This window comes from Escherichia albertii NBRC 107761 = DSM 17582 (assembly GCF_000759775.1).
Lineage (GTDB): Bacteria > Pseudomonadota > Gammaproteobacteria > Enterobacterales > Enterobacteriaceae > Escherichia > Escherichia albertii.
Genome location: NZ_BBMY01000057.1, coordinates 1 through 20,663, shown reverse-complemented (window position 1 = coordinate 20,663; position 20,663 = coordinate 1). Strand labels below are relative to the sequence as shown.

The window sequence follows — 20,663 nt, the reverse complement described above, 5'->3', positions numbered from 1 at the left end:
CTCCCGGCAACTTGTATTCAGCTAAGACACCGCACTGGATTAAGATGAAAACGATTGAAGTTGATGATGAACTCTATAGCTATATTGCCAGCCACACTAAGCATATCGGCGAGAGCGCATCCGACATTTTACGGCGTATGTTGAAATTTTCCGCCGCATCACAGCCTGTTGCTCCGGTGACGAAAGAGGTTCGCGTTGCGTCACCTGCTATCGTCGAAGCGAAGCCGGTCAAAACGATTAAAGATAAAGTTCGCGCCATGCGTGAACTTCTGCTTTCGGACGAATACGCCGAGCAAAAACGCGCGGTAAATCGCTTTATGCTGCTGTTGTCTACACTATATTCTCTTGACGCCCAGGCGTTTGCCGAAGCAACGGAGTCGTTGCATGGCCGCACGCGCGTTTACTTTGCGGCAGATGAGCAAACGCTACTGAAAAATGGTAATCAGACCAAACCGAAACACGTGGCAGGCACGCCGTATTGGGTGATCACCAACACGAACACTGGCCGTAAATGCAGCATGATCGAACATATCATGCAGTCGATGCAATTCCCGGCGGAATTGATTGAGAAGGTTTGCGGGACAATTTAAAACAACGTTGCAGACAAAGGACAAAGCAATGGCAATCCACAATCGTGCAGGCCAACCTGCACAACAGAGTGATTTGATTAATGTCGCCCAACTGACGGCGCAATACTATGTACTGAAACCAGAAGCAGGGAATGCGGAACACGCGGTGAAATTCGGGACCTCCGGTCACCGTGGCAGTGCAGCGCGCCATAGCTTTAACGAGCCGCACATTCTGGCGATAGCCCAGGCGATTGCCGAAGAACGTGCGAAAAACGGCATCACTGGCCCTTGCTACGTGGGTAAAGATACCCATGCTCTGTCTGAACCTGCGTTCATTTCCGTCCTGGAAGTACTGGCAGCAAACGGTGTTGATGTCATTGTGCAGGAAAACAATGGCTTTACACCGACGCCTGCCGTTTCCAATGCCATTCTGGTTCACAACAAAAAAGGTGGCCCACTGGCAGATGGTATTGTGATTACGCCGTCCCATAACCCGCCGGAAGATGGTGGTATCAAATACAACCCGCCAAATGGCGGTCCGGCTGATACCAACGTCACCAAAGTGGTGGAAGACAGAGCCAACGCACTGCTGGCGGACGGCCTGAAAGGCGTGAAGCGTATCTCCCTCGACGAAGCGATGGCGTCCGGTCATGTGAAAGAACAGGATCTGGTGCAGCCATTTGTGGAAGGCCTGGCGGATATCGTTGATATGGCCGCGATTCAGAAAGCAGGTTTAACGCTGGGTGTCGATCCGCTGGGGGGGTCCGGTATCGAATACTGGAAACGTATTGGCGAGTATTACAACCTCAACCTGACCATCGTTAACGATCAGGTTGATCAAACCTTCCGCTTTATGCACCTCGACAAAGATGGCGCGATCCGTATGGATTGCTCCTCTGAATGTGCGATGGCGGGCCTGCTGGCGCTGCGTGATAAGTTCGATCTGGCGTTTGCTAACGACCCGGATTATGACCGTCACGGTATTGTCACTCCGGCTGGGTTGATGAACCCGAACCATTACCTGGCGGTGGCGATCAACTACCTGTTCCAGCATCGTCCGCAGTGGGGCAAAGATGTTGCCGTCGGTAAAACACTGGTTTCCTCCGCGATGATCGACCGTGTGGTTAACGATTTGGGCCGCAAACTGGTAGAAGTACCGGTAGGCTTCAAATGGTTTGTTGATGGCCTGTTCGACGGTAGTTTCGGCTTTGGCGGCGAAGAGAGCGCGGGTGCTTCCTTCCTGCGTTTCGACGGTACGCCGTGGTCGACCGATAAAGACGGCATCATCATGTGTCTGCTGGCGGCGGAAATTACCGCAGTCACTGGTAAGAACCCGCAGGAACACTACAACGAACTGGCAAAACGCTTTGGTGCGCCGAGCTACAACCGTTTGCAGGCAGCGGCAACCTCCGCACAGAAAGCGGCACTGTCTAAGCTGTCGCCGGAAATGGTGAGCGCCAGCACTCTGGCCGGCGACCCGATCACCGCGCGTCTGACCGCAGCACCGGGCAACGGTGCTTCTATTGGCGGTCTGAAAGTGATGACAGACAACGGCTGGTTCGCCGCGCGTCCGTCAGGCACGGAAGACGCATATAAGATCTACTGCGAAAGCTTCCTCGGTGAAGAACATCGCAAGCAGATCGAGAAAGAAGCGGTTGAGATTGTTAGCGAAGTTCTGAAAAACGCGTAATTGCGTAAAGTAATAAAAAAGGGCGATCATTCGATCGCCCTTTTTTGCTTCACTTTATTAACCGTGTTTATTTTTCAGTTCAAAACGTGGTGATACCAGGCCATACAGCGTCCAGCCGAGGAAGGTCACGATGGAGCCATACAACATGGCTTCTTCCCCGGAGGAGTAGAGCGCATAGAAGCTGTACATTGCGCCAACAAAGGCAACAAAGTTAGCCACTTTCGCTTTAGCTGCCGGAACATTAGCTGCCTTCTGAATGATCACCAGTGCCGCCATCGACAGAATATACGGGATGATATTGGTCACCACAGCCAGGTTAACCAGTACGTTGAACTGACTGTTCAACGACGGGCTAATCGTCATCAGCGCCAAACCAGTCTGGATAATCACAATGGTCAACATTCCCTGAACAGGTGCGTCCACTTTTGTTACACGAGAGAAGATTTTTGGAAAGTATCCCTCATCGGCGGAAGATTTAAACACCTGAGCAATGGTGAATTGCCATCCAAGCAGCGAACCGCAGCAGGACATCACCATCAGCGCCATAATCACTTTACCGACTACCGGTGTGAACATTTGCGCGAAGGCCAGACCAAACGGCGCGGTTGAATTTGCCAGTTCCATATTTGGCACAATCCCGGCAATTACGTTGGTGGAAACGATATAAATTACCGCCGCACCTAATGTACCGCCGAGTACCGCGATCGGCACGTTACGTTCCGGGTTTTCCACCACGTCGGCATTCGCACACGCCGACTCCAGACCAAGAAATGCCCACAGCGTCATGGCGATAGAAGAACCTACCGCGCTGAAGAACGGCGCATGATGTGGGTTCCATGAATCAACATAAAGCGTTGGACTAAACCAGAACCAGCCGATAATGCACAGGCCGATCACCGGGATAATGACCCCCCACACGGTAATGCTACTGATTTGCCCGGTAATGCGCGCGCCGCCAAAGTTAGCCACGGTACATACCCACAATACAGCAATAGTGGCAAGACCGATCTGGACTGGCGAGAGTGCGGCGCCAAACAATTCAGTACCGTAACCAACGGCGGAAATAGCAATGGCGACGTTGGCAATCAGCAGCGAGACGCCGTAGGTGTAGTTTGCCATGAAGTTGCCGGATTTACCGAAAGCATATTCGGCGTAACCGCCCATACCGCCTGATTTACGGCTATACATACCGCATTTTGCGAAGGCCCAGGCCAACGCCATTGAGCCCACCGCTGTTACCAACCAGGAGATAATCGAGATCGTCCCGACTTCTGCCAGTTTGGTCGGGAGCATAATGATCCCGGAGCCCATCATGTTGACCATCGTCAGTATGGTTAACTGCACGACGCCCATCTTGTTCGCTTTAGCCTGACTCATAATTTTTCCCCTTCTGACAGGGTGCCTTGCGCATCACGAGGCTTGATGACATAGCACCAGACTTGCTTACGTCCATCATGTTCTTCGATATAGACGCCCTGTAATTCCGGTGCAAAACCAGGCAGCAGGTTGATCCCTTCTTCCAGTGCGCTGAAGTAACGCAGAACTGCACCGCCCCAGACTTCACCAGGAACAACACACAGCACTCCCGGAGGATAAGGCAGGGCGCCTTCAGCAGCGATACGACCTTCTGCATCCGGCAGGCGAACCAGTTCCACCTCACCGCGCAAGTAGGCGTAGTTGGCTTCCTGTGGATTCATACAAACGCGTGGGAAGTGTTCTTTACGGAACATCTCTTTTTGCAGTTGTTTCACATTGTGGCGGGCATACAGGTCATGCATTTCCTGACAGAGCTGACGCAAGGTATAACCGGCGTAACGTTCTTCGTGCTGTTTGTAAATAGAAGGCAGCACTTCCGCCAGTGGAGCATCTGCTTCCAACAGTTTTTCGAAACGTACCAGCAAGGCGACAAGTTGCTGCAGTTTGGCCATATCCTCCGCCGGAGTTAGCAGGAAGAGAATGGAGTTCAGATCGCATTTTTCTGGAATTACGCCATTTTCGCGCAGGAAGTTGGCGAGAATTGTTGCCGGAACGCCAAACGCCTCATATTCGCCATTACGCGCATCAATACCTGGGGTCGTCAGCAGCAGCTTGCACGGATCGACAAAATATTGGTTTTCTGCGTAGCCTTCAAAAGAATGCCAGTGTTCTCCCGGGACAAACTGGAAGAAACGCAGGTCATTGGCGATTTCTCTGGTCGGATAAGATTGCCACGGTTTGCCATCGATCAGTTCAGGTACGAATGGGCGAATATGATGGCAGTTTTCGAGGATCAGTTTGCGGGCATCGATGCCATTTGCCACACACTCCATCCACATGTTGCGACCGCTTACGCCTTCATGCATTTTGGCGTTGACATCCAGCGCGGCGAACAATGGGTAGAACGGGCTGGTGGAAGCGTGCATCATGAAAGCATTATTCATGCGTTTATGTGGCACATAACGCTGTTGCCCTTTGATGTGTTTGTCTTTTTTATGAATTTGTGATGTCTGGGAAAAACCAGCCTGCTGTTTATGTACCGATTGCGTAACCAGAATGCCCGGATCGTTTTCATTGAGTTCCAGCAGCAGCGGCGAACAGTCAGCCATCATCGGGATAAATTGCTCATAGCCGACCCATGCGGAGTCAAACAGAATGTAGTCACACAGATGACCAATTTTATCCACCACCTGACGGGCGTTATAAATAGTACCGTCGTAAGTGCCTAACTGAATAACGGCGAGACGGAAAGGACGAGCCTCTTTTGCTCGTTGCGGCGCGACTTCCGCGATCAGCTCACGCAGGTAACTTTCTTCAAAACAGTGAGCGTCAATACCACCGATAAAACCATACGGGTTACGTGCAGTTTCCAGATAAACTGGTGTTGCGCCAGCCTGTAGCAACGCACCGTGGTGGTTGGATTTATGGTTATTGCGGTCAAACAACACCAGATCGCCCGGCGTCAGCAATGCGTTTAAGACCACTTTATTAGAAGATGAAGTACCGTTTAAAACGAAATAGGTTTTATCGGCATTAAAGACTTTAGCTGCATGCTGTTGTGCAATACATGGCGCACCTTCATGAATCAGCAGATCGCCCATCGCCACATCAGCGTTACACAAGTCGGAACGGAACAGCGTTTCGCCAAAATACTCTACAAACTGATTTCCTGCCGGATGACGACGGAAAAATTCGCCGCCCTGATGACCGGGGCAGTCAAACGCACTGTTGCCCTGATTGACATAATCGACCAGCGCGCGGAAGAAGGGCGGGCGCAGTTGCGTTTCATAATGACGGGCAGCAGTTTCTAACTGACGACCGTAAAACTCTTTACGCGTTTCGCAACGTTCGAAGACACCAGAAATACGAGACAGATATTTTGCAGGTACTTGCTCTTCATTTTCCGTAGCAATAAAGACGGGAATGCCGTAACCGGTAGCGTCTATTTCATCGAGTTTTCCACGCTCAACATCATTGACCGATAAAACAATGGCGGCAACGTCAATATAACGGCTTTCGTCAATATTCACGCATGTACGTTGAGTGGAAAAATAATTCTGGCAAGAACGACTAACGGCAATTTTTAATTCTGACATTTTTCATCTCTCTAATTCAGGTAATAACAGGTCCTCAATTTCTCAAAAGAGAAATCGATAACGCCGGAAAAAAAGCAAAACATTCCCCCTGATAAATAAATCAGTTATTTGCTTTTTTGCAGATGCAATAACCCTGACCAGCCCGGTAACTGGCAATACTCTTCTCGTTCAGGTTGCGAAATAGCGCACTGAATTAATAAGAGTATAAAAAGGTTAGCAGTGTATGAGCACCAGGAGATACAGGCATTAACCTGCAATGCTTAAAAACAGGGAGACCTGTATGTTGAGGTGCCCTTTAGTCAGAAGACTAGCGGGCATTAAAGAAGTGAAAGTCGAAACTATTACGATGGGAAAACTTCATAATATGAGTTGTCCGCCTTATATGAGGCATGGCGCGATTATTATTTTCCATTTTCCTTTACCTTTTTCTGTATTAGTTGAAGGTAAGATTATTCTATCCAGGAAATAGCCAGAATCTGTGAAGGAGATCAACAAAAAATGATTACGTCTGAAACAATAAGCCATCAAATATAAATTGCGCCATGGTGTCCTTATATTGTTATTTAAATGTTGTAATTTTCGCTTTATATTTTCGCTAAGAAAACAAGCCTGCTAAATAATATTCTTAACAGGCCTGGTGATTATTCAGGCGTGTTTAATGAATATGCATTCACAGCATGAAACGATAGCCAATACCGGTTTCAGTAATGAAATGGCGGGGACGAGCGGGATCCTGCTCCAGTTTTTGTCGCAGGTGTCCCATATAAATACGCAAATAGTGACTGTGTTCGACAGCGTTTGGTCCCCACACCTGGTTGAGGAGCTGGCGCTGGGTGAGCACTTTTCCGGCGTTGTTGAGCAGCACTGCCAACAGGCGAAACTCGATGGGCGTTAAATGCACTTCTTCCTCGCCGCGGTGAATCAGGCGAGCAGCTAAATCGACGGTAACGTCGGAAAATGTCACTACCGGATCGGGTGCGGAGCTGGTTGAGTGGCGGCGTAACGCGACGCGCAGACGGGCCTGTAATTCGCCGATACCAAATGGTTTACTCAGATAATCATCAGCTCCGGCGTCCAGCGCGGCGATTTTGTCGCTCTCTTCACTGCGTGCGGAAAGGACAATTATCGGCACCGCGCTCCACTGGCGCAGATCGCGGATAAACTCAATCCCATCGCCATCGGGCAGACCGAGATCGAGAATAATCAAATCCGGCTTACGGGTCGCGGCTTCCAGCAATCCACGTTGCAGCGTTTCAGCTTCATAGACACGCATTCCGTCGCCTTCCAGCGCTGTGCGCAGAAAGCGACGAATAGCCTGTTCATCTTCAACAATCAGAACGTTTGTCACATATCCTCATGAAATTCTTCAAGTTCAGGAGCGGTTTGCTGGGGAAGTGTAACACGAAAACAGGCGCCGCCTTCCGGTCGGTTGAACGCGGTAATCGTGCCGCCGTGTACATCCACTATCGCCCGGCAAATTGCCAGCCCAAGCCCGACTCCCGGCACCGCCGACTCTTTATTTCCCCGGGCAAACTTATCGAAAATGGTCTGTTCCTTTCCTTGCGGAATACCAGGGCCGTTATCCCAGACATCCAGTTGCAGCCGATCGCCAGCCACATGGGCGTCGATACCAATTTTGGCCTGCGCGCCTGCGTATTTCACCGCGTTCTCCAGCAGATTAATCAGCACTCGTTCAAACAGTGGCCCGTCGACGTGGATTAAGGTCAGCGGTTCTGGCAGAGAAAGGTTGATGGGCGATGATAAACCCGGTTCCAGCATTTGCAGCGCGCTACCAACCACTTCTTCCAGCGTTAACCATTCTTTCTTCAAATTAAAGCCGCCAGACTGAATTCGCGCCATATCCAGCAAATTATTCACCAGTCGGGTGGTGTTCAGCACATGCTGGCGAATTTCGCTGGCCTGGCGGGCGTGCGGTGATCCTTCGCTTGCCAGATCGAGCGTCAAGATTTCTGCCTGCCCGAACAATACCGTAAGCGGGGTGCGCAAATCATGAGACAGCGCCGCCAGCAGGGCGTTGCGAATTTGTTCGCGTTCGCTTGCCATCCGAGCCTGTTCTTCACTGGCGGTTAGCGTCAGGCGCTCCAGCGCATTGGCGACCAACAGGCTAAAGGTTTCCAGCAGACGCTGTTGTTCCGGGATCATCAGTTGACGCAGATTTCCCGGTTCTACCACCACCAGCCCGTAAGTTTTCTCGCCGCTTTTTAACGGCAAAATCTGGTACGGTACACCGGGTAACGTGTCGGTCCCCGCGCCCGCAGGCAGGCCTTTATCAAAACTCCAGTGGGCGATAGCCTCGTCCCATGGCGTCATCCCCTGTGGATGCGTCAATGGCTGCAATCTACCATCGTCATCGGGTAACAACACCTGGCTGCGGGCATGAAACGTGGAGGCAATAAACTGTTCGCTGGTGGCGGCGATGTCCTGCGGACTGCGCCCAACGGCCAGTGCTTTTGACATTTCATACAGATGCCGCGTGCGTTGCTCGCGGTAACGAGCTACCCGCGCCTGATAACGCACGCCAGCGGTAAGATTCCCGATCACCAGCCCGACGGTTAACATCACCGCAAAGGTCAGTAAATACTGGACGTCAGAGACGGCGAGTGTCCCGCGTGGGGCAATAAAAAAGAGGTCGAAACTCAGTACATTAATGACGGTGGCAACCACTGAAGGCCAGCGACCATAAAACAGCGCGACTACGACTACGCCCAGCAGATACAGCATTACCAGGTTGGCGGCATCAAACGCCACCAGCCACTGCATGGCAATTAAGGTGATAACGGCGCATAACGCGGCGGCAACGACACCCCCCTGAATCTGTACTCGCCACTTATCTTTAAAAGAGCGGCTATCCGGCGCGTGATTAAGATTGCGGGTCGGTGGTTCATCAAGCGCGACCAACACTTGATCGAGATCGGGGGCGATGCGCGCCAGTCGGTCAGCAAAAGTTTCCCGGCGCCACCAGCGACGCGAGGCCGGGCGACCGAGAATAATTTTACCGAGATTATGTTCCCGGGCATAACGTACTACGGCTTTTTCTTCTGCCGGGTCAGAAAGCGTTGCCGTCTCAGCGCCTAACTCCTGTGCCAGACGCAGGGCGCTGAGAATTGCCCGGCGTTTTTTCTCCGGTAAGCGGTGCAGGGCTGGGGTTTCAACATACACCGCGTGCCAGACGCTTCCCAGTCTTGACGCCAGTCGTGCTGCCGCCCGGACCAGTTTTTCGCTGCCCGTATTGTGCCCGATGCATAAAAGAATTGCGTCACGTGTGTGCCAGACTTTCTCTTCACCAGGACGACCTCGCCAGGCGCGCATTTGCTCATCTACGCGATCGGCAGTACGGCGCAGTGCCAGTTCGCGCAGGGCGATCAGATTGCCTTTGCGAAAAAAATGCTCAATGGCGCGTTCCGCCTGTCCGGCAATATAAACCTTGCCTTCTTTCAGCCGTTGTCGCAGATCGTCCGGGGGCAAGTCCACCAGCACTACGTCGTCGGCGGCATCGAAAAAAGGATCGGGCACGGTTTCCCGCACCTGAATCCCGGTGACGCCGCTGACCACATCGTTAAGGCTTTCCAGATGCTGAACGTTGACAGTGGTGAAAACATCAACTCCTGCTTCCAGCAGCTCTTCGATATCCTGCCAGCGTTTAGGATGACGGGAACCTGGCGCATTACTGTGCGCCAGCTCGTCCATTAAAATCAGCGCCGGGCGACGGGCGAGGGCGGCGTCGAGATCAAACTCACTGATATGCCGCCCACGATGTGCCTGGCGTTTTAGCGGCAGTACTGCCAGCCCTTCCAGCATGGCGGCAGTATCTTTACGTCCGTGGGTTTCCACCACGCCAACCACAATATCCAGCCCTTGCGCCCGCAGTCGCTGGGCTTCTGCCAGCATCGCCCAGGTCTTCCCGACGCCCGCACAGGCACCAAAGAAAACTTTAAGCTTTCCCCGATGCGGCGCGGCAGTTTGTTCCAGCAGACGGTCGGGATCGGGACGTAAGGGTTCATTATTCATCAAGCTTATCCAGCGCCAGATTGAGTTCGACAATGTTGACGACCGGCTGGCCGATATATTTCACCAGCGGTTGTTGGCTGTATTTTGCGACCAGTTGCGTGAGCTGTTCAACGCTGAGATTACGCGCTTTCGCCACGCGAGGAATCTGCCAGGCCGCCGCTTGCGGGGTAATGTTATTGTCCAGCCCGCTTGCTGACGCCGTCACCAGTTCAACCGGAACGCTCGTGCTGGCGTCCGGGTTAGCGGCCCGTAATGCGGCAACGCGTGCAGCGATTTGTTTATCCAACTCCGGGTTACTAACCGCCAGATTGCTCCCGCCAGAAGCCTGTGGATTATAGGGCATTTCTGCCGTTGCCGACGGGCGACCATGAAAATAGCCGTTGCCAGTAAAATTCTGCCCGATCAATGCCGAGCCGCGCACCGTATCACCTTCGCGAATCAACGAACCATTGGCCTGCCAGGGAAACCACCATTGCCCCAGCGCGGTGGTCAGCAGCGGGTACACGCCGCCAGTAATCAGTAACAAAAAGAGAAATGTCGATAATGCCGGACGTAATCCACGCATGGTAAACCTCACACCAGACCGCAAACGGTCAGCAGTAAATCAATGACTTTGATACCGATAAACGGCACCAGCAGCCCACCCAGACCGTAAATCCATAAGTTACGGCGCAACATGGCAGAAGCGGTAAGCGGTTTATAACTCACACCTTTTAACGCCAGAGGAATTAAAAAGACGATAATTAAGGCGTTGAAAATGACCGCGCTGAGAATGGCGGAGTCGGGCGAATGCAGGCGCATGATGTTCAGCGCATTTAACTGCGGATACGTTGCCGCGAACGCCGCCGGAATAATGGCGAAGTATTTCGCTACATCGTTGGCGATGCTGAAAGTGGTCAGCGAGCCACGGGTCATCAGCATCTGTTTGCCAATATGCACCACTTCGATCAACTTGGTCGGGTTAGAGTCGAGATCCACCATATTGCCCGCTTCTTTCGCCGCCTGGGTGCCATCGCCAGTCATCGCCACCAAACGGCCTTCTGCCTGATACTGACGAATCAACGCCAGCTTAGCCTCCGGTGTCGCTTCAGCGAGAAAATCATCAACGCCGGCTTCCGCCGCGATGGCGGCGGCAGTCAGACGGTTATCGCCGGTAATCATCACCGTTTTAATACCCATTTTACGCAGTTGCGCGAACCGCTCTTTAATGCCGCCTTTGACGATATCTTTCAGCGCAATAACGCCCAGCACGCGAGAACCTTCTACCACCACCAACGGCGTCGCTCCCTGACGCGCAACCTGATCGACTTTTTGATCAACATCGGCAGGAAAGTGACCACCGTTAGCTTCAACATGGCGGCGAATGGCATCGACAGAACCTTTGCGGATCATACGATTGTCGATGTTGATCCCGCTCATCCGGCTTTGCGCAGTAAACGGTACAAAGGTGGCGTGAAGCGACTGCACATCGCGCTCGCGCAGGTTAAAACGTTGTTTGGCAAGGATCACAATACTGCGGCCTTCCGGCGTTTCATCGGCCAGTGAAGACAGTTGCGCGGCGTCGGCCAGCGTTTTTTCCTCTACGCCCTGCGCGGGGATAAACTCCGATGCCTGACGGTTACCGAGGGTGATGGTGCCGGTTTTATCCAGCAGCAGGACATCAACGTCGCCCGCCGCTTCAACCGCACGTCCGCTGGTGGCGATAACATTGGCACCGAGCATCCGGCTCATCCCGGCGACGCCGATAGCCGACAACAAGCCGCCGATAGTGGTTGGGATCAGACAAACCAGCAGCGCCACCAGTACTGTTACGCTGACCGCGTTACCACCCCAGGCGGTAAATGGCCACAGCGTTGCTGTTGCCAGTAAAAAGACGATGGTCAGAGCAATCAGCAGGATAGTCAGGGCAATCTCGTTCGGTGTTTTGCGTCGCTGTGCGCCTTCCACCATCGCGATCATCCGATCCAGAAATGTCTCACCGGGGTTAACGCTGCACTCAATCACCAGCCAGTCAGAAAGAATGCGCGTGCCGCCAGTGACGGAGGCAAAATCGCCGCCGGATTCACGGATCACCGGTGCCGATTCCCCGGTGATGGCGCTTTCATCGACCGATGCGCCACCTTCAATAACTTCACCATCACAGGGGATAATATCGCCTGCTTCTACCAGCACGATGTCACCTTTACGCAGTTGATCGGCAGGAACGTTGTCCGCCACAGCGCCATATTTCGGTTCGCGCAGCTTGCGGGCAAAGGCGGTTTTTTTCACTCCTTTCAGACTGTTGGCCTGTGCTTTACTACGGCCTTCTGCCAGCGCCTCGGCGAAATTCGCGAACAGCACAGTGACCCACAACCAGCCACTAATAGCCGCACTAAACAGCGCATTGCCAGGCATCGCGCCGCTTGCCATCGTGATGCTAATACAGGTGGTCAGCAAACTGCCGATCCAGACGATAAACATCACCGGATTGCGCCATTGCGCCTGCGGGTTTAATTTTTTCACCGCTTCTTTCAGCGCCTGAACGACAAGTGTTGGTTCGAATAGCGCCAGTTGTTTACGACTCATATTCAGTGCTCACTCAATATCATCAGGAGAGATATTCCGCCACCGGACCAAGCGCCAGGGCAGGGATAAAGGTCAGTGCGCCAACCAGCAACACAGTGCCGATCAACAGGCCAATAAATAGTGGGCCGTGCGTTGGCAGCGTACCGGAGCTGGCAGGTTGGCTCTTTTTACTCACCAGCGAACCAGCAATCGCCATTACCGGGATAATCACCCCAAAGCGACCGACAAACATGCACAACGCCAGTAAACAGTTCCAGAATGGAGAGTTGGTGCTTAATCCGGCAAAGGCGCTGCCGTTGTTGTTAGCAGCGGACGACACGGCGTATAGCACTTCACTGAAACCATGCGGACCTGGGTTGAGCATGGCGCTACGTCCGGCGTCAGTCATCATTGCCAGTGCGGCACCGAGCAGTACCAGCGCCGGGCTGACCAGAATCGCCAGCGCAGTCAGTTTCATCTCGCGCACGTCGATTTTTTTACCCAGATATTCCGGCGTACGACCAATCATCAGTCCGGCAATAAACACCGCCAGCAGGACGAACAGCATCATGCCGTAAAGACCAGAACCGACACCGCCGAATACCACTTCGCCAATTTGCATCAACCACATCGGCACCATGCCGCCGAGAGCGGTAAACGAATCATGCATCGCAATCACCGCGCCGCAGGAAGCCGCTGTGGTCACGACCGCAAACAGGCTACTGACCAGCACGCCGAAACGGCTCTCTTTACCTTCCATATTGACGCTGCTGTCTGCGCCGAGCGCCAGCAGATGCGGATTACCCTGAACTTCCGCCCACATCACCACGGCCACGCAGATGACAAAAATCACTGACATCGCCCACAGCAACATGCGCCCCTGGCGACGATCGCCCGCCACTTCGCCAAAGGCAAAGCACAGCGCTGTTGGGATCAAGAAGATCGCTAGCATCTGCACGAAGTTGGTCAGTGCGGTCGGGTTTTCAAACGGATGCGACGAGTTAGCATTAAAGAAACCACCGCCGTTAGTTCCGAGCATTTTGATTGCTTCCTGAGAAGCTACCGGACCCATTGGTAACAGCTGTTGCGCTCCTTCAATGGTCGTCACAGCCTGATAAGGCAGAAAGTTTTGCAGTACGCCTTGTTGAATAAAAAACAGTGCGATCAACAACGCTACAGGAGCTAACACCCATAACGTAATGCGTAGCAGATCAACCCAGGCATTACCGAGCGTGCTCATGCTCTGGCGGGTAAACGCACGGATAAGGGCAAAAATCACCGCAATCCCACTGGCGGCAGAAAGAAAGTTTTGCACCGTTAAGCCCGCCATCTGGCTGAAATAGCTCAATGTGGTTTCACCACTGTAAGCTTGCCAGTTGGTATTGGTAACAAAGCTGACGGCGGTATTGAGTGCCAGATCCCACGACAGCCCCGGCAACTGTTGCGGATTAAGCGGCAGATAGTGCTGACCGAGCAACATAAAAAACAGCACCGCCAGCCCCAGCATATTCAGGCAGAGAATGGCAGAGAGATACTGCTTCCAGCTCATCTCACGGTCAGAGACGCCAAGTATACGAAAGAGTACGCGTTCAACGCCCGCTATACCGGGAAGAGGAATGTCATTAATCAGCCGCGCCAGCCCGCTACCTAAAGGACGCGCCAGCATCATCAGCACCAATAAAAACGTAGCTATCAGTAAGAACCCTTGCGCAGCCATCAGAACGCCTCCGCATTGATCAGGGCATAAACCAGATAACCCAGTAGTAAGAACACCAGCAATATGCCGGTTATCACGCCTGCACTCACAGTGCACCTCCCGTGGCCTAAAAGTGATACTGGAAGAGTAGAATCCTGGCTGCAAAGATTTCGCAAAAATCCGCGGACGGGGTGTAAAAAAAGTATAAAAATGGCAAAAGCCATTGTTTAACTAATGATTAGTATTAAGTTAACATTTATGTAACTTAATTACGGAGTGAATGTAAATAAACTATCAATAGGTAAAATTAAGTGGTCGGATGAGTAGTAAAATTACACAAAAGGCGGTACTATTTTCATCAGAGAAACAGATTCATTTTTCCGGTGCTATTCACCGGGTAGATAAAAGGGGGAGAAAAGTATGGAACTCTACAGAGAATATCCAGTCTGGCTTATCTTTTTACGCCGTACTTATGCGGTTGCGGCGGGCGTTCTGGCGCTGCCTTTCATGCTTTTCTGGAAAGACCGTGCCCGCTTTTACAGCTACCTGCATCGCGTCTGGTCGAAAACCAGCGATAAACCGGTGTGGATGGATCAAGCCGAAAAGGCAACTGGTGATTTTTACTGATTGCTGAGCACTGAATACATTGAGAACCGCCTGCGGAAACGTTGGCGGTTTTTTTGTATCAGGAAGACATACAGATAAATACTTGTACACTGCATTACCCAACTGAAATATATATTCATGAAATATATATAAATATTTTCCTAATTGCTTCTATCTGGCGAGTATTTCACTTAAGGCTTGCTTATAACTCTGTAGAGTTTTGCCTGTCAGCAGACAAATAACCCGACAGAACAAGGATGAGCAGATGAGCGGAAAACCGGCGGCGCGTCAGGGCGACATGACGCAGTATGGCGGTAGCATTGTCCAGGGGTCTGCCGGGGTGCGCATCGGTGCCCCCACCGGCGTAGCCTGTTCGGTGTGCCCCGGCGGGGTGACGTCCGGTCATCCGATCAATCCGCTGCTCGGTGCAAAAGTCCTTCCCGGCGAAACTGACATAGTCCTGCCCGGCCCGCTGCCGTTCATTCTCTCCCGCACCTACAGCAGTTACCGGACCAAAACGCCCGCGCCGGTGGGGATTCTCGGCCCCGGCTGGAAAATGCCTGCGGATATCCGCTTACAGTTGCGCGATAACACACTGATACTCAATGATAACGGCGGCAGAAGCCTGTATTTTGAGCACCTGTTTCCCGGTGAGGACGGTTACAGCCGCAGCGAGTCACTGTGGCTGGTGCGCGGCGGCGTGGCGAAACTGGATGAAGGTCATCGGCTGGCTGCACTCTGGCAGGCGCTGCCGGAAGAACTTCGCTTAAGTCCGCACAGTTATCTGGCGACGAACAGCCCGCAGGGGCCGTGGTGGCTGCTCGGTTGGTGTGAGCGGGTGCCGGAGGCGGATGAGGTGCTGCCTGCGCCGCTGCCGCCGTACCGAATACTGACCGGGCAGGTGGACCGCTTCGGGCGGACACAGACGTTCCACCGCGAAGCCGCCGGAGAACTCAGCGGCGAAATCACCGGCGTGACGGATGGTGCCGGGCGTCACTTCCGGCTGGTATTGACCACGCAGGCACAGCGGGCAGAAGAGGCCAGAAAACAGGCCACTTCCGGCGGGACGGAACAGTCCGCTTTTCCTGATACCCTGCCGGGTTACACCGAATATGGCCGGGATAACGGCATCCGTCTGTCTGCCGTGTGGCTGACGCACGACCCGGAATACCCGGAAAACCTGCCAGCCGCGCCGCTGGTGCGCTATGGCTGGACGCCGCGTGGCGAACTGGCAGCGGTGTATGACCGCAGCAATACCCGGGTGCGCAGCTTTACATACGATGATAAATACCGGGGCCGGATGGTGGCGCACCGTCACGCGGGCCGACCGGAAATCCGTTACCGTTACGACAGCGACGGGCGGGTGACGGAGCAGCTTAATCCGGCGGGTTTAAGCTACACGTATCAGTATGAGAAAGACCGCATCACTGTCACCGACAGCCTGAACCGCCGCGAAATTCTGCATACCGCAGGCGAAGGCGGGCTGAAGCGGGTGGTGAAAAAGGAACATGCTGACGGCAGCGTCACGCAGAGCCGGTTTGACGCCGTGGGCAGGCTTAAGGCACAGACAGATGCCGCAGGCCGGGTAACAGAGTACAGCCCGGATGTGGTGACGGGACTCATCACGCGCATCACCACGCCGGATGGCAGGGAATCGGCATTTTACTATAACCACCACAACCAGTTAACGTCAGCCACCGGACCTGACGGGCTGGAAATTCGCCGCAAATATGATGAGTACGGACGTCTGATTCAGAAAATAGTCCCTGACGGCGATATCACCCGTTACTGTTATGATAATCCACACAGCGACTTACCCTGCGAAACGGAAGATGCCACCGGCAGCCGGAAAATCATGACGTGGAGCCGTTACGGTCAGTTGCTGACGTTCACCGACTGCTCCGGCTACCAGACTCGCTATGAACATGACCGCTTCGGGCAGATGACGACGGTGTACCGCGAGGAAGACCTGAGCCAGTACCGCGCATACGACAGCCGTGGACCGTTAATTGCTGTGAAAGACACGCAGGGCCATGAAACGCGGTATGAATACAACACCGCCGGTGACCTGACCGCTGTCATCGCCCCGGACGGCAACAGAAACGAGACACAGTACGATGCGTGGGGCAACGCCATCCGCACCACACAGGGCGGTCTGACCCGCAGTATGGAGTACGATGCTGCCGGACGTGTCATCCGCCTGACCAACGAAAACGGCAGCCACACCACCTTCACTTACGATGTCCGCGACCGCCTGATACAGGAAATCGGCTTTGACGGACGGATACAGCGTTATCACCACGACCTGACCGGTAAACTTATCCGTAGCGAGGATGAGGGGCTTATCACCCTCCGGCACTACGATGACGCTGACCGCCTCACTCACCGCACCGTAAATGGCGAAACAGCAGAACGGTGGCAGTATGACGAACGCGGCTGGCTGACAGACATCAGCCATATCAGCGAAGGGCATCGAGTGGCGGTGCATTACGGGTATGATGAGAAAGGCCGGCTGACCGACGAGCGCCAGACAGTGCATCATCCGCAGACGGAAACATTGCTCTGGCAGCATGAAACCAGACACGCTTACAACGCGCAGGGACTGGCGAACCAACTTAAACCAGATAACCTGCCCGCCGTGGAGTGGCTGACCTACGGCAGCGGCTGGCTGGCAGGTATGAAACTCGGCGACACACCGCTGGTGGACTTCTCCCGCGACCGCCTGCACCGGGAAACGCTGCGCACCTTCGGCCGTTATGAACTCACCACCGCTTACATCCTCACCGGGCAGTTACAGAGTCAGCACCTGAACAGCCTGCTGTCTGATCGCGATTACATCTGGAACGACAACGGCGAACTCACCCGCATCAACAGCCCGCGCCAGACGCGGCGCTATAGCTACAGCGACTCCGGTAGGCTGACCAGCGTCCACACCACGGTAGCGAACTTGGATATCCGCATCCCGTATGCCACGGACCCGGCAGGCAACCGCCTGCCCGACCCGGAGCTGCACCCGGACAGCACCCTCAGCGCCTGGCCGGATAACCGTATCGCCCGTGACGCTCACTACCTTTACCGATATGACCGCCACGGCAGGCTGACGGAGAAAACCGACCTCATCCCGGAAGGGGTTATCCGCACGGATGACGAGCGGACTCACCGATACCATTACGACAGCCAGCACCGACTGGTGCACTACACGCGGACACAATATGCAGAGCCGCTGGTCGAAAGTCGCTATCTTTACGACCCGCTGGGCCGCAGGGTGGGGAAGCGGGTGTGGCGGCGTGAACGGGACCTGACAGGCTGGATGTCGCTGTCACGGAAACCGGAAGTAACCTGGTACGGCTGGGACGGCGACCGACTGACCACAATACAGAACGACAGGAGCCGCATCCAGACGGTTTATCAGCCGGGAAGTTTCACACCACTCATCAGGGTCGAAACCGCCACCGGTGAACTGGCGAAAACGCAGTGCCGCAGCCTGGTAGACGCCCTTCAGCAGTCCGGCGGTGAAGACGGTGGCGATGTGGTGTTTCCGCCGGTGCTGGTGCAGATGCTCGACCGGCTGGAAAGTGAAATCCTGGCTGATCGGGTGAGTGAGGAAAGCCGCCGCTGGCTGGCATCGTGCGGCCTGACGGTGGAGCAGATGAAAAACCAGATGGACCCGGTGTACACACCGGAGCGAAAAATCCACCTGTACCACTGCGACCATCGCGGCCTGCCGCTGGCGCTTATCAGCACGGAAGGGGCAACAGAATGGTTCGCAGAATATGATGAATGGGGCAACCTACTGAATGAAGAGAACCCGCATCAGCTGCAGCAGCTCATCCGCCTGCCGGGCCAGCAGTATGATGAAGAGTCCGGCCTGTATTACAACCGCCACAGGTATTATGACCCGCTGCAGGGACGGTATATCACTCAGGATCCAATTGGGCTGAAGGGGGGATGGAATTTTTATCAGTATCCGTTGAATCCTCTATCTAAAATAGATCCATTAGGATTATCTGCGTGGAGTGATGCAGAGTCAGGAGCATGTACAGACGGAATATGTCAGTTATTTTCACTTTTTATTGGACCAAAAAAATTTGATAATCAAGAAACGACTGCTTTTGACGCGCTAAAAAAATCAATGGTTTATCAATAGTAAATAATAGAGAATATGCAGGTATGATATGTAAAGATAATAAAGGGAAGTATTTTTCAACGAAACCTATGGAAGGTACTGATTCCAGTTCTAATTCAATGAGCAGTCCATGTCCTGTTGGTTCAACATCAACAGGAGCCTATCATACTCATGGTGCATATCATCGGCACTATAAAAACGAAGAGTTTTCTCTTGCTGACATTAACTATTCGAAAAAACATGTTCTTAATGGTTATCTAGGTACACCAGAAGGTCGATTTGGAAAAATGGATTCCGATGGTAATAATATTATATATTCTGAATGTAATGTTTTACCCACAACTTTTGAGATTCGATAGGTGTAGACCATGAGAAACTCACTAATATCACTTATTATGATATTATTTACAATATCATACTCAGTATTTGGAAAAGAAAATTCAGTAGAAATTTTAGTAAATAGTCGTGAAATGGCTTTGGAATTATCATATGTTTATATTAAATATATATATGGGAAAGAAAAAGCAGAATTTCAGAAACCATATAGTATCACAGATGACAATAATTGTTGGAAAATCGAGGGAAAACAACCGAAGACGTTAGGCGGAAATTTTACAATACTAATAGCGAAAAAAGATGGGCAAGTGTTGGATGTAATACACACAAAATAATCCACTGTTCAGTTGATTCAAATATTTTACCAAGGTGTATTTCGTAACTATTTTGTGTACAATATGACACTACATATCGACAGAAAAATTACTTGATTTGATAGAAACACATTCAAAAAAAGTTCTTTTTTCATTTCAGGAGCGATTTTCATCTGTTACTTGAAGTATCTGTGAGATTAAGTGACACGCCCTAACGTCGTACTAAATAGCAATTACTTGCCATACCGGGAGCAGTATCCGGCGCTTCCCGCATGCAGCAGAATAACCGCATCAGCGAAGATGTATTGTATTTTTACTATCACAATGAGTTCGGACGGCTTATGGAAAAGAATGAACATTAGATACGCGATGCGGCGGCAGGTTATATGATTATCACTACGATAGCCAGTACTGACTGGTGCATTACCGCTGTGAACAATAGGACACTGTACTGCTGGAAATTTCTTACCTTTATGACTCGCCGGGCCGCCGTATCGGGAAACGGGAAGTAGTCAAGATGAGGCTGATATAATGCGTGGAATACCTGAGTATTTTTATAATAGGGGATAATATGTTTGATAGAATATACCTTGGTGATCGATCAATGAAAAAAATTGAATTTGATTTATGGAGTAAACTAATTAGGGTTCAGGTTAATTTAATCTCAAGGATAGCCAATGGTACAACAGAATGGAATCATTATGATAATGAAGACTTGGAAGATGGTTATTTGGTATTTTCAGATGTTAGTTTTTTCAATATAACTCCTAATTGCTCTATTCCAGAAGATTATATAATTTCAATAATTACAGACAATGTCAATGTTGAATATTTTGAGTCAACTATAGTTGCTGTTGGTCAAATTCCAAACAAAAATTCTGAGGACATTGATAATATTGGTGAGTGTCAAATTTTCATCAGGTATAAACACAGCTGGATTGAGAATAAATTCAAAGAAAAAATAATTGAATAACCATGTTATTTATAGACATTTTAGATGGAGCGAACCAGAGAAGGTCATGCCTCCGACCTGGATTATATGGGCACGGAGCTTTAGTGTGGTGAACTTAACGAAGCAAACCGGATAACCTGCTGCTGGCTTATCAGCACGGAAGGGGCAACAGAATGGTACGCTGAATACGATGAATGGGGCAACCTACTGAATGAAGAGAACCCGCATC

General features: G+C 52.1%; 14 protein-coding genes and 2 pseudogenes. 7 read left to right on the top strand and 9 right to left on the bottom strand.

The window, feature by feature from the left end; translation table 11 throughout:
- Positions 1–44 precede the first annotated feature (44 nt).
- Complete coding sequence (gene seqA, locus EA14781_RS11925) at positions 45–590, top strand: replication initiation negative regulator SeqA (protein WP_002430208.1); 546 nt, start codon at positions 45–47, stop codon at positions 588–590.
- A 28-nt stretch (positions 591–618) separates the two neighbouring features.
- Positions 619–2,259, top strand: coding sequence for a phosphoglucomutase (alpha-D-glucose-1,6-bisphosphate-dependent) (pgm, locus tag EA14781_RS11920; RefSeq protein WP_001297249.1), 1,641 nt, complete (start codon positions 619–621; stop codon positions 2,257–2,259).
- A 57-nt stretch (positions 2,260–2,316) separates the two neighbouring features.
- On the opposite strand, the gene potE is transcribed toward pgm, so the two are convergent.
- The 9 genes from potE to kdpF all read right to left on the bottom strand — a co-directional run bounded on the left by potE (position 2,317) and on the right by kdpF (position 14,210).
- Positions 2,317–3,636, bottom strand: a complete 1,320-nt coding sequence (potE, locus tag EA14781_RS11915) for a putrescine-ornithine antiporter (RefSeq protein WP_000075813.1) — start codon at positions 3,634–3,636, stop codon at positions 2,317–2,319.
- On the bottom strand, positions 3,633–5,831 hold the full coding sequence (gene speF / locus EA14781_RS11910; protein WP_001292421.1) for an ornithine decarboxylase SpeF: 2,199 nt from the start codon (positions 5,829–5,831) through the stop codon (positions 3,633–3,635). The genes potE and speF overlap by 4 nt, the downstream gene beginning before the upstream one ends.
- Positions 5,832–6,138: 307 nt before the next feature.
- Entirely contained in the window at positions 6,139–6,243 is a 105-nt protein-coding gene (gene speFL, locus EA14781_RS24870) for a leader peptide SpeFL (protein ID WP_107164369.1), read from the bottom strand.
- A gap of 258 nt (positions 6,244–6,501) precedes the next feature.
- Complete coding sequence (gene kdpE / locus EA14781_RS11900) at positions 6,502–7,179, bottom strand: two-component system response regulator KdpE (protein WP_000186095.1); 678 nt, start codon at positions 7,177–7,179, stop codon at positions 6,502–6,504.
- Complete coding sequence (gene kdpD / locus EA14781_RS11895; protein ID WP_002430207.1) at positions 7,176–9,860, bottom strand: two-component system sensor histidine kinase KdpD; 2,685 nt, start codon at positions 9,858–9,860, stop codon at positions 7,176–7,178. The genes kdpE and kdpD overlap by 4 nt, the downstream gene beginning before the upstream one ends.
- A complete protein-coding gene (gene kdpC / locus EA14781_RS11890; RefSeq protein ID WP_002430206.1) occupies positions 9,853–10,425 on the bottom strand; it encodes a K(+)-transporting ATPase subunit C in 573 nt (190 codons plus the stop codon). Before kdpC ends, kdpD begins: the two co-directional genes overlap by 8 nt.
- A gap of 8 nt (positions 10,426–10,433) precedes the next feature.
- The gene (gene kdpB / locus EA14781_RS11885; RefSeq protein WP_000088003.1) at positions 10,434–12,425 is read right to left on the bottom strand and encodes a potassium-transporting ATPase subunit KdpB; all 1,992 of its coding nucleotides are present in this window, start codon (positions 12,423–12,425) and stop codon (positions 10,434–10,436) included.
- A 22-nt stretch (positions 12,426–12,447) separates the two neighbouring features.
- Entirely contained in the window at positions 12,448–14,121 is a 1,674-nt protein-coding gene (kdpA, locus tag EA14781_RS11880) for a potassium-transporting ATPase subunit KdpA (RefSeq protein WP_000730083.1), read from the bottom strand.
- Entirely contained in the window at positions 14,121–14,210 is a 90-nt protein-coding gene (kdpF, locus tag EA14781_RS11875) for a K(+)-transporting ATPase subunit F (RefSeq protein WP_010329188.1), read from the bottom strand. The genes kdpA and kdpF overlap by 1 nt, the downstream gene beginning before the upstream one ends.
- A gap of 310 nt (positions 14,211–14,520) precedes the next feature.
- Here kdpF and EA14781_RS11870 point away from each other — a divergent pair, with 310 nt between their 5' ends.
- The 5 genes and pseudogenes from EA14781_RS11870 to EA14781_RS26160 all read left to right on the top strand — a co-directional run.
- Positions 14,521–14,727 (top strand): YbfA family protein, encoded by a 207-nt coding sequence (locus tag EA14781_RS11870; protein ID WP_000424928.1) that lies wholly within the window; start codon positions 14,521–14,523, stop codon positions 14,725–14,727.
- 244 nt (positions 14,728–14,971) lie between these two features.
- Positions 14,972–19,191: pseudogene (locus tag EA14781_RS11865) on the top strand (RHS element core protein).
- Between the two features lie 9 nt (positions 19,192–19,200).
- Positions 19,201–19,503, top strand: a complete 303-nt coding sequence (locus tag EA14781_RS11860; RefSeq protein WP_038429982.1) for an NTF2 fold immunity protein — start codon at positions 19,201–19,203, stop codon at positions 19,501–19,503.
- A 550-nt stretch (positions 19,504–20,053) separates the two neighbouring features.
- Positions 20,054–20,455: a DUF6258 family protein gene (locus EA14781_RS11855; protein ID WP_000460279.1), complete on the top strand. Its 402-nt coding sequence runs from the start codon at positions 20,054–20,056 to the stop codon at positions 20,453–20,455.
- A gap of 126 nt (positions 20,456–20,581) precedes the next feature.
- A pseudogene (locus tag EA14781_RS26160) lies at positions 20,582–20,663 on the top strand (RHS domain-containing protein); the annotation flags it as partial.

Coding starts and splice junctions, on each gene's coding strand:
- seqA (WP_002430208.1), top strand. CDS start 45: ATGAAAACGATTGAAGTTGATGATGAACTCTATAGCTATATTGCCAGC.
- pgm (WP_001297249.1), top strand. CDS start 619: ATGGCAATCCACAATCGTGCAGGCCAACCTGCACAACAGAGTGATTTG.
- potE (WP_000075813.1), bottom strand. CDS start 3,636: ATGAGTCAGGCTAAAGCGAACAAGATGGGCGTCGTGCAGTTAACCATA.
- speF (WP_001292421.1), bottom strand. CDS start 5,831: ATGTCAGAATTAAAAATTGCCGTTAGTCGTTCTTGCCAGAATTATTTT.
- speFL (WP_107164369.1), bottom strand. CDS start 6,243: ATGGAAAATAATAATCGCGCCATGCCTCATATAAGGCGGACAACTCAT.
- kdpD (WP_002430207.1), bottom strand. CDS start 9,860: ATGAATAATGAACCCTTACGTCCCGATCCCGACCGTCTGCTGGAACAA.
- kdpC (WP_002430206.1), bottom strand. CDS start 10,425: ATGCGTGGATTACGTCCGGCATTATCGACATTTCTCTTTTTGTTACTG.
- kdpB (WP_000088003.1), bottom strand. CDS start 12,425: ATGAGTCGTAAACAACTGGCGCTATTCGAACCAACACTTGTCGTTCAG.
- kdpA (WP_000730083.1), bottom strand. CDS start 14,121: ATGGCTGCGCAAGGGTTCTTACTGATAGCTACGTTTTTATTGGTGCTG.
- EA14781_RS11870 (WP_000424928.1), top strand. CDS start 14,521: ATGGAACTCTACAGAGAATATCCAGTCTGGCTTATCTTTTTACGCCGT.
- EA14781_RS11860 (WP_038429982.1), top strand. CDS start 19,201: ATGAGAAACTCACTAATATCACTTATTATGATATTATTTACAATATCA.
- EA14781_RS11855 (WP_000460279.1), top strand. CDS start 20,054: ATGTTTGATAGAATATACCTTGGTGATCGATCAATGAAAAAAATTGAA.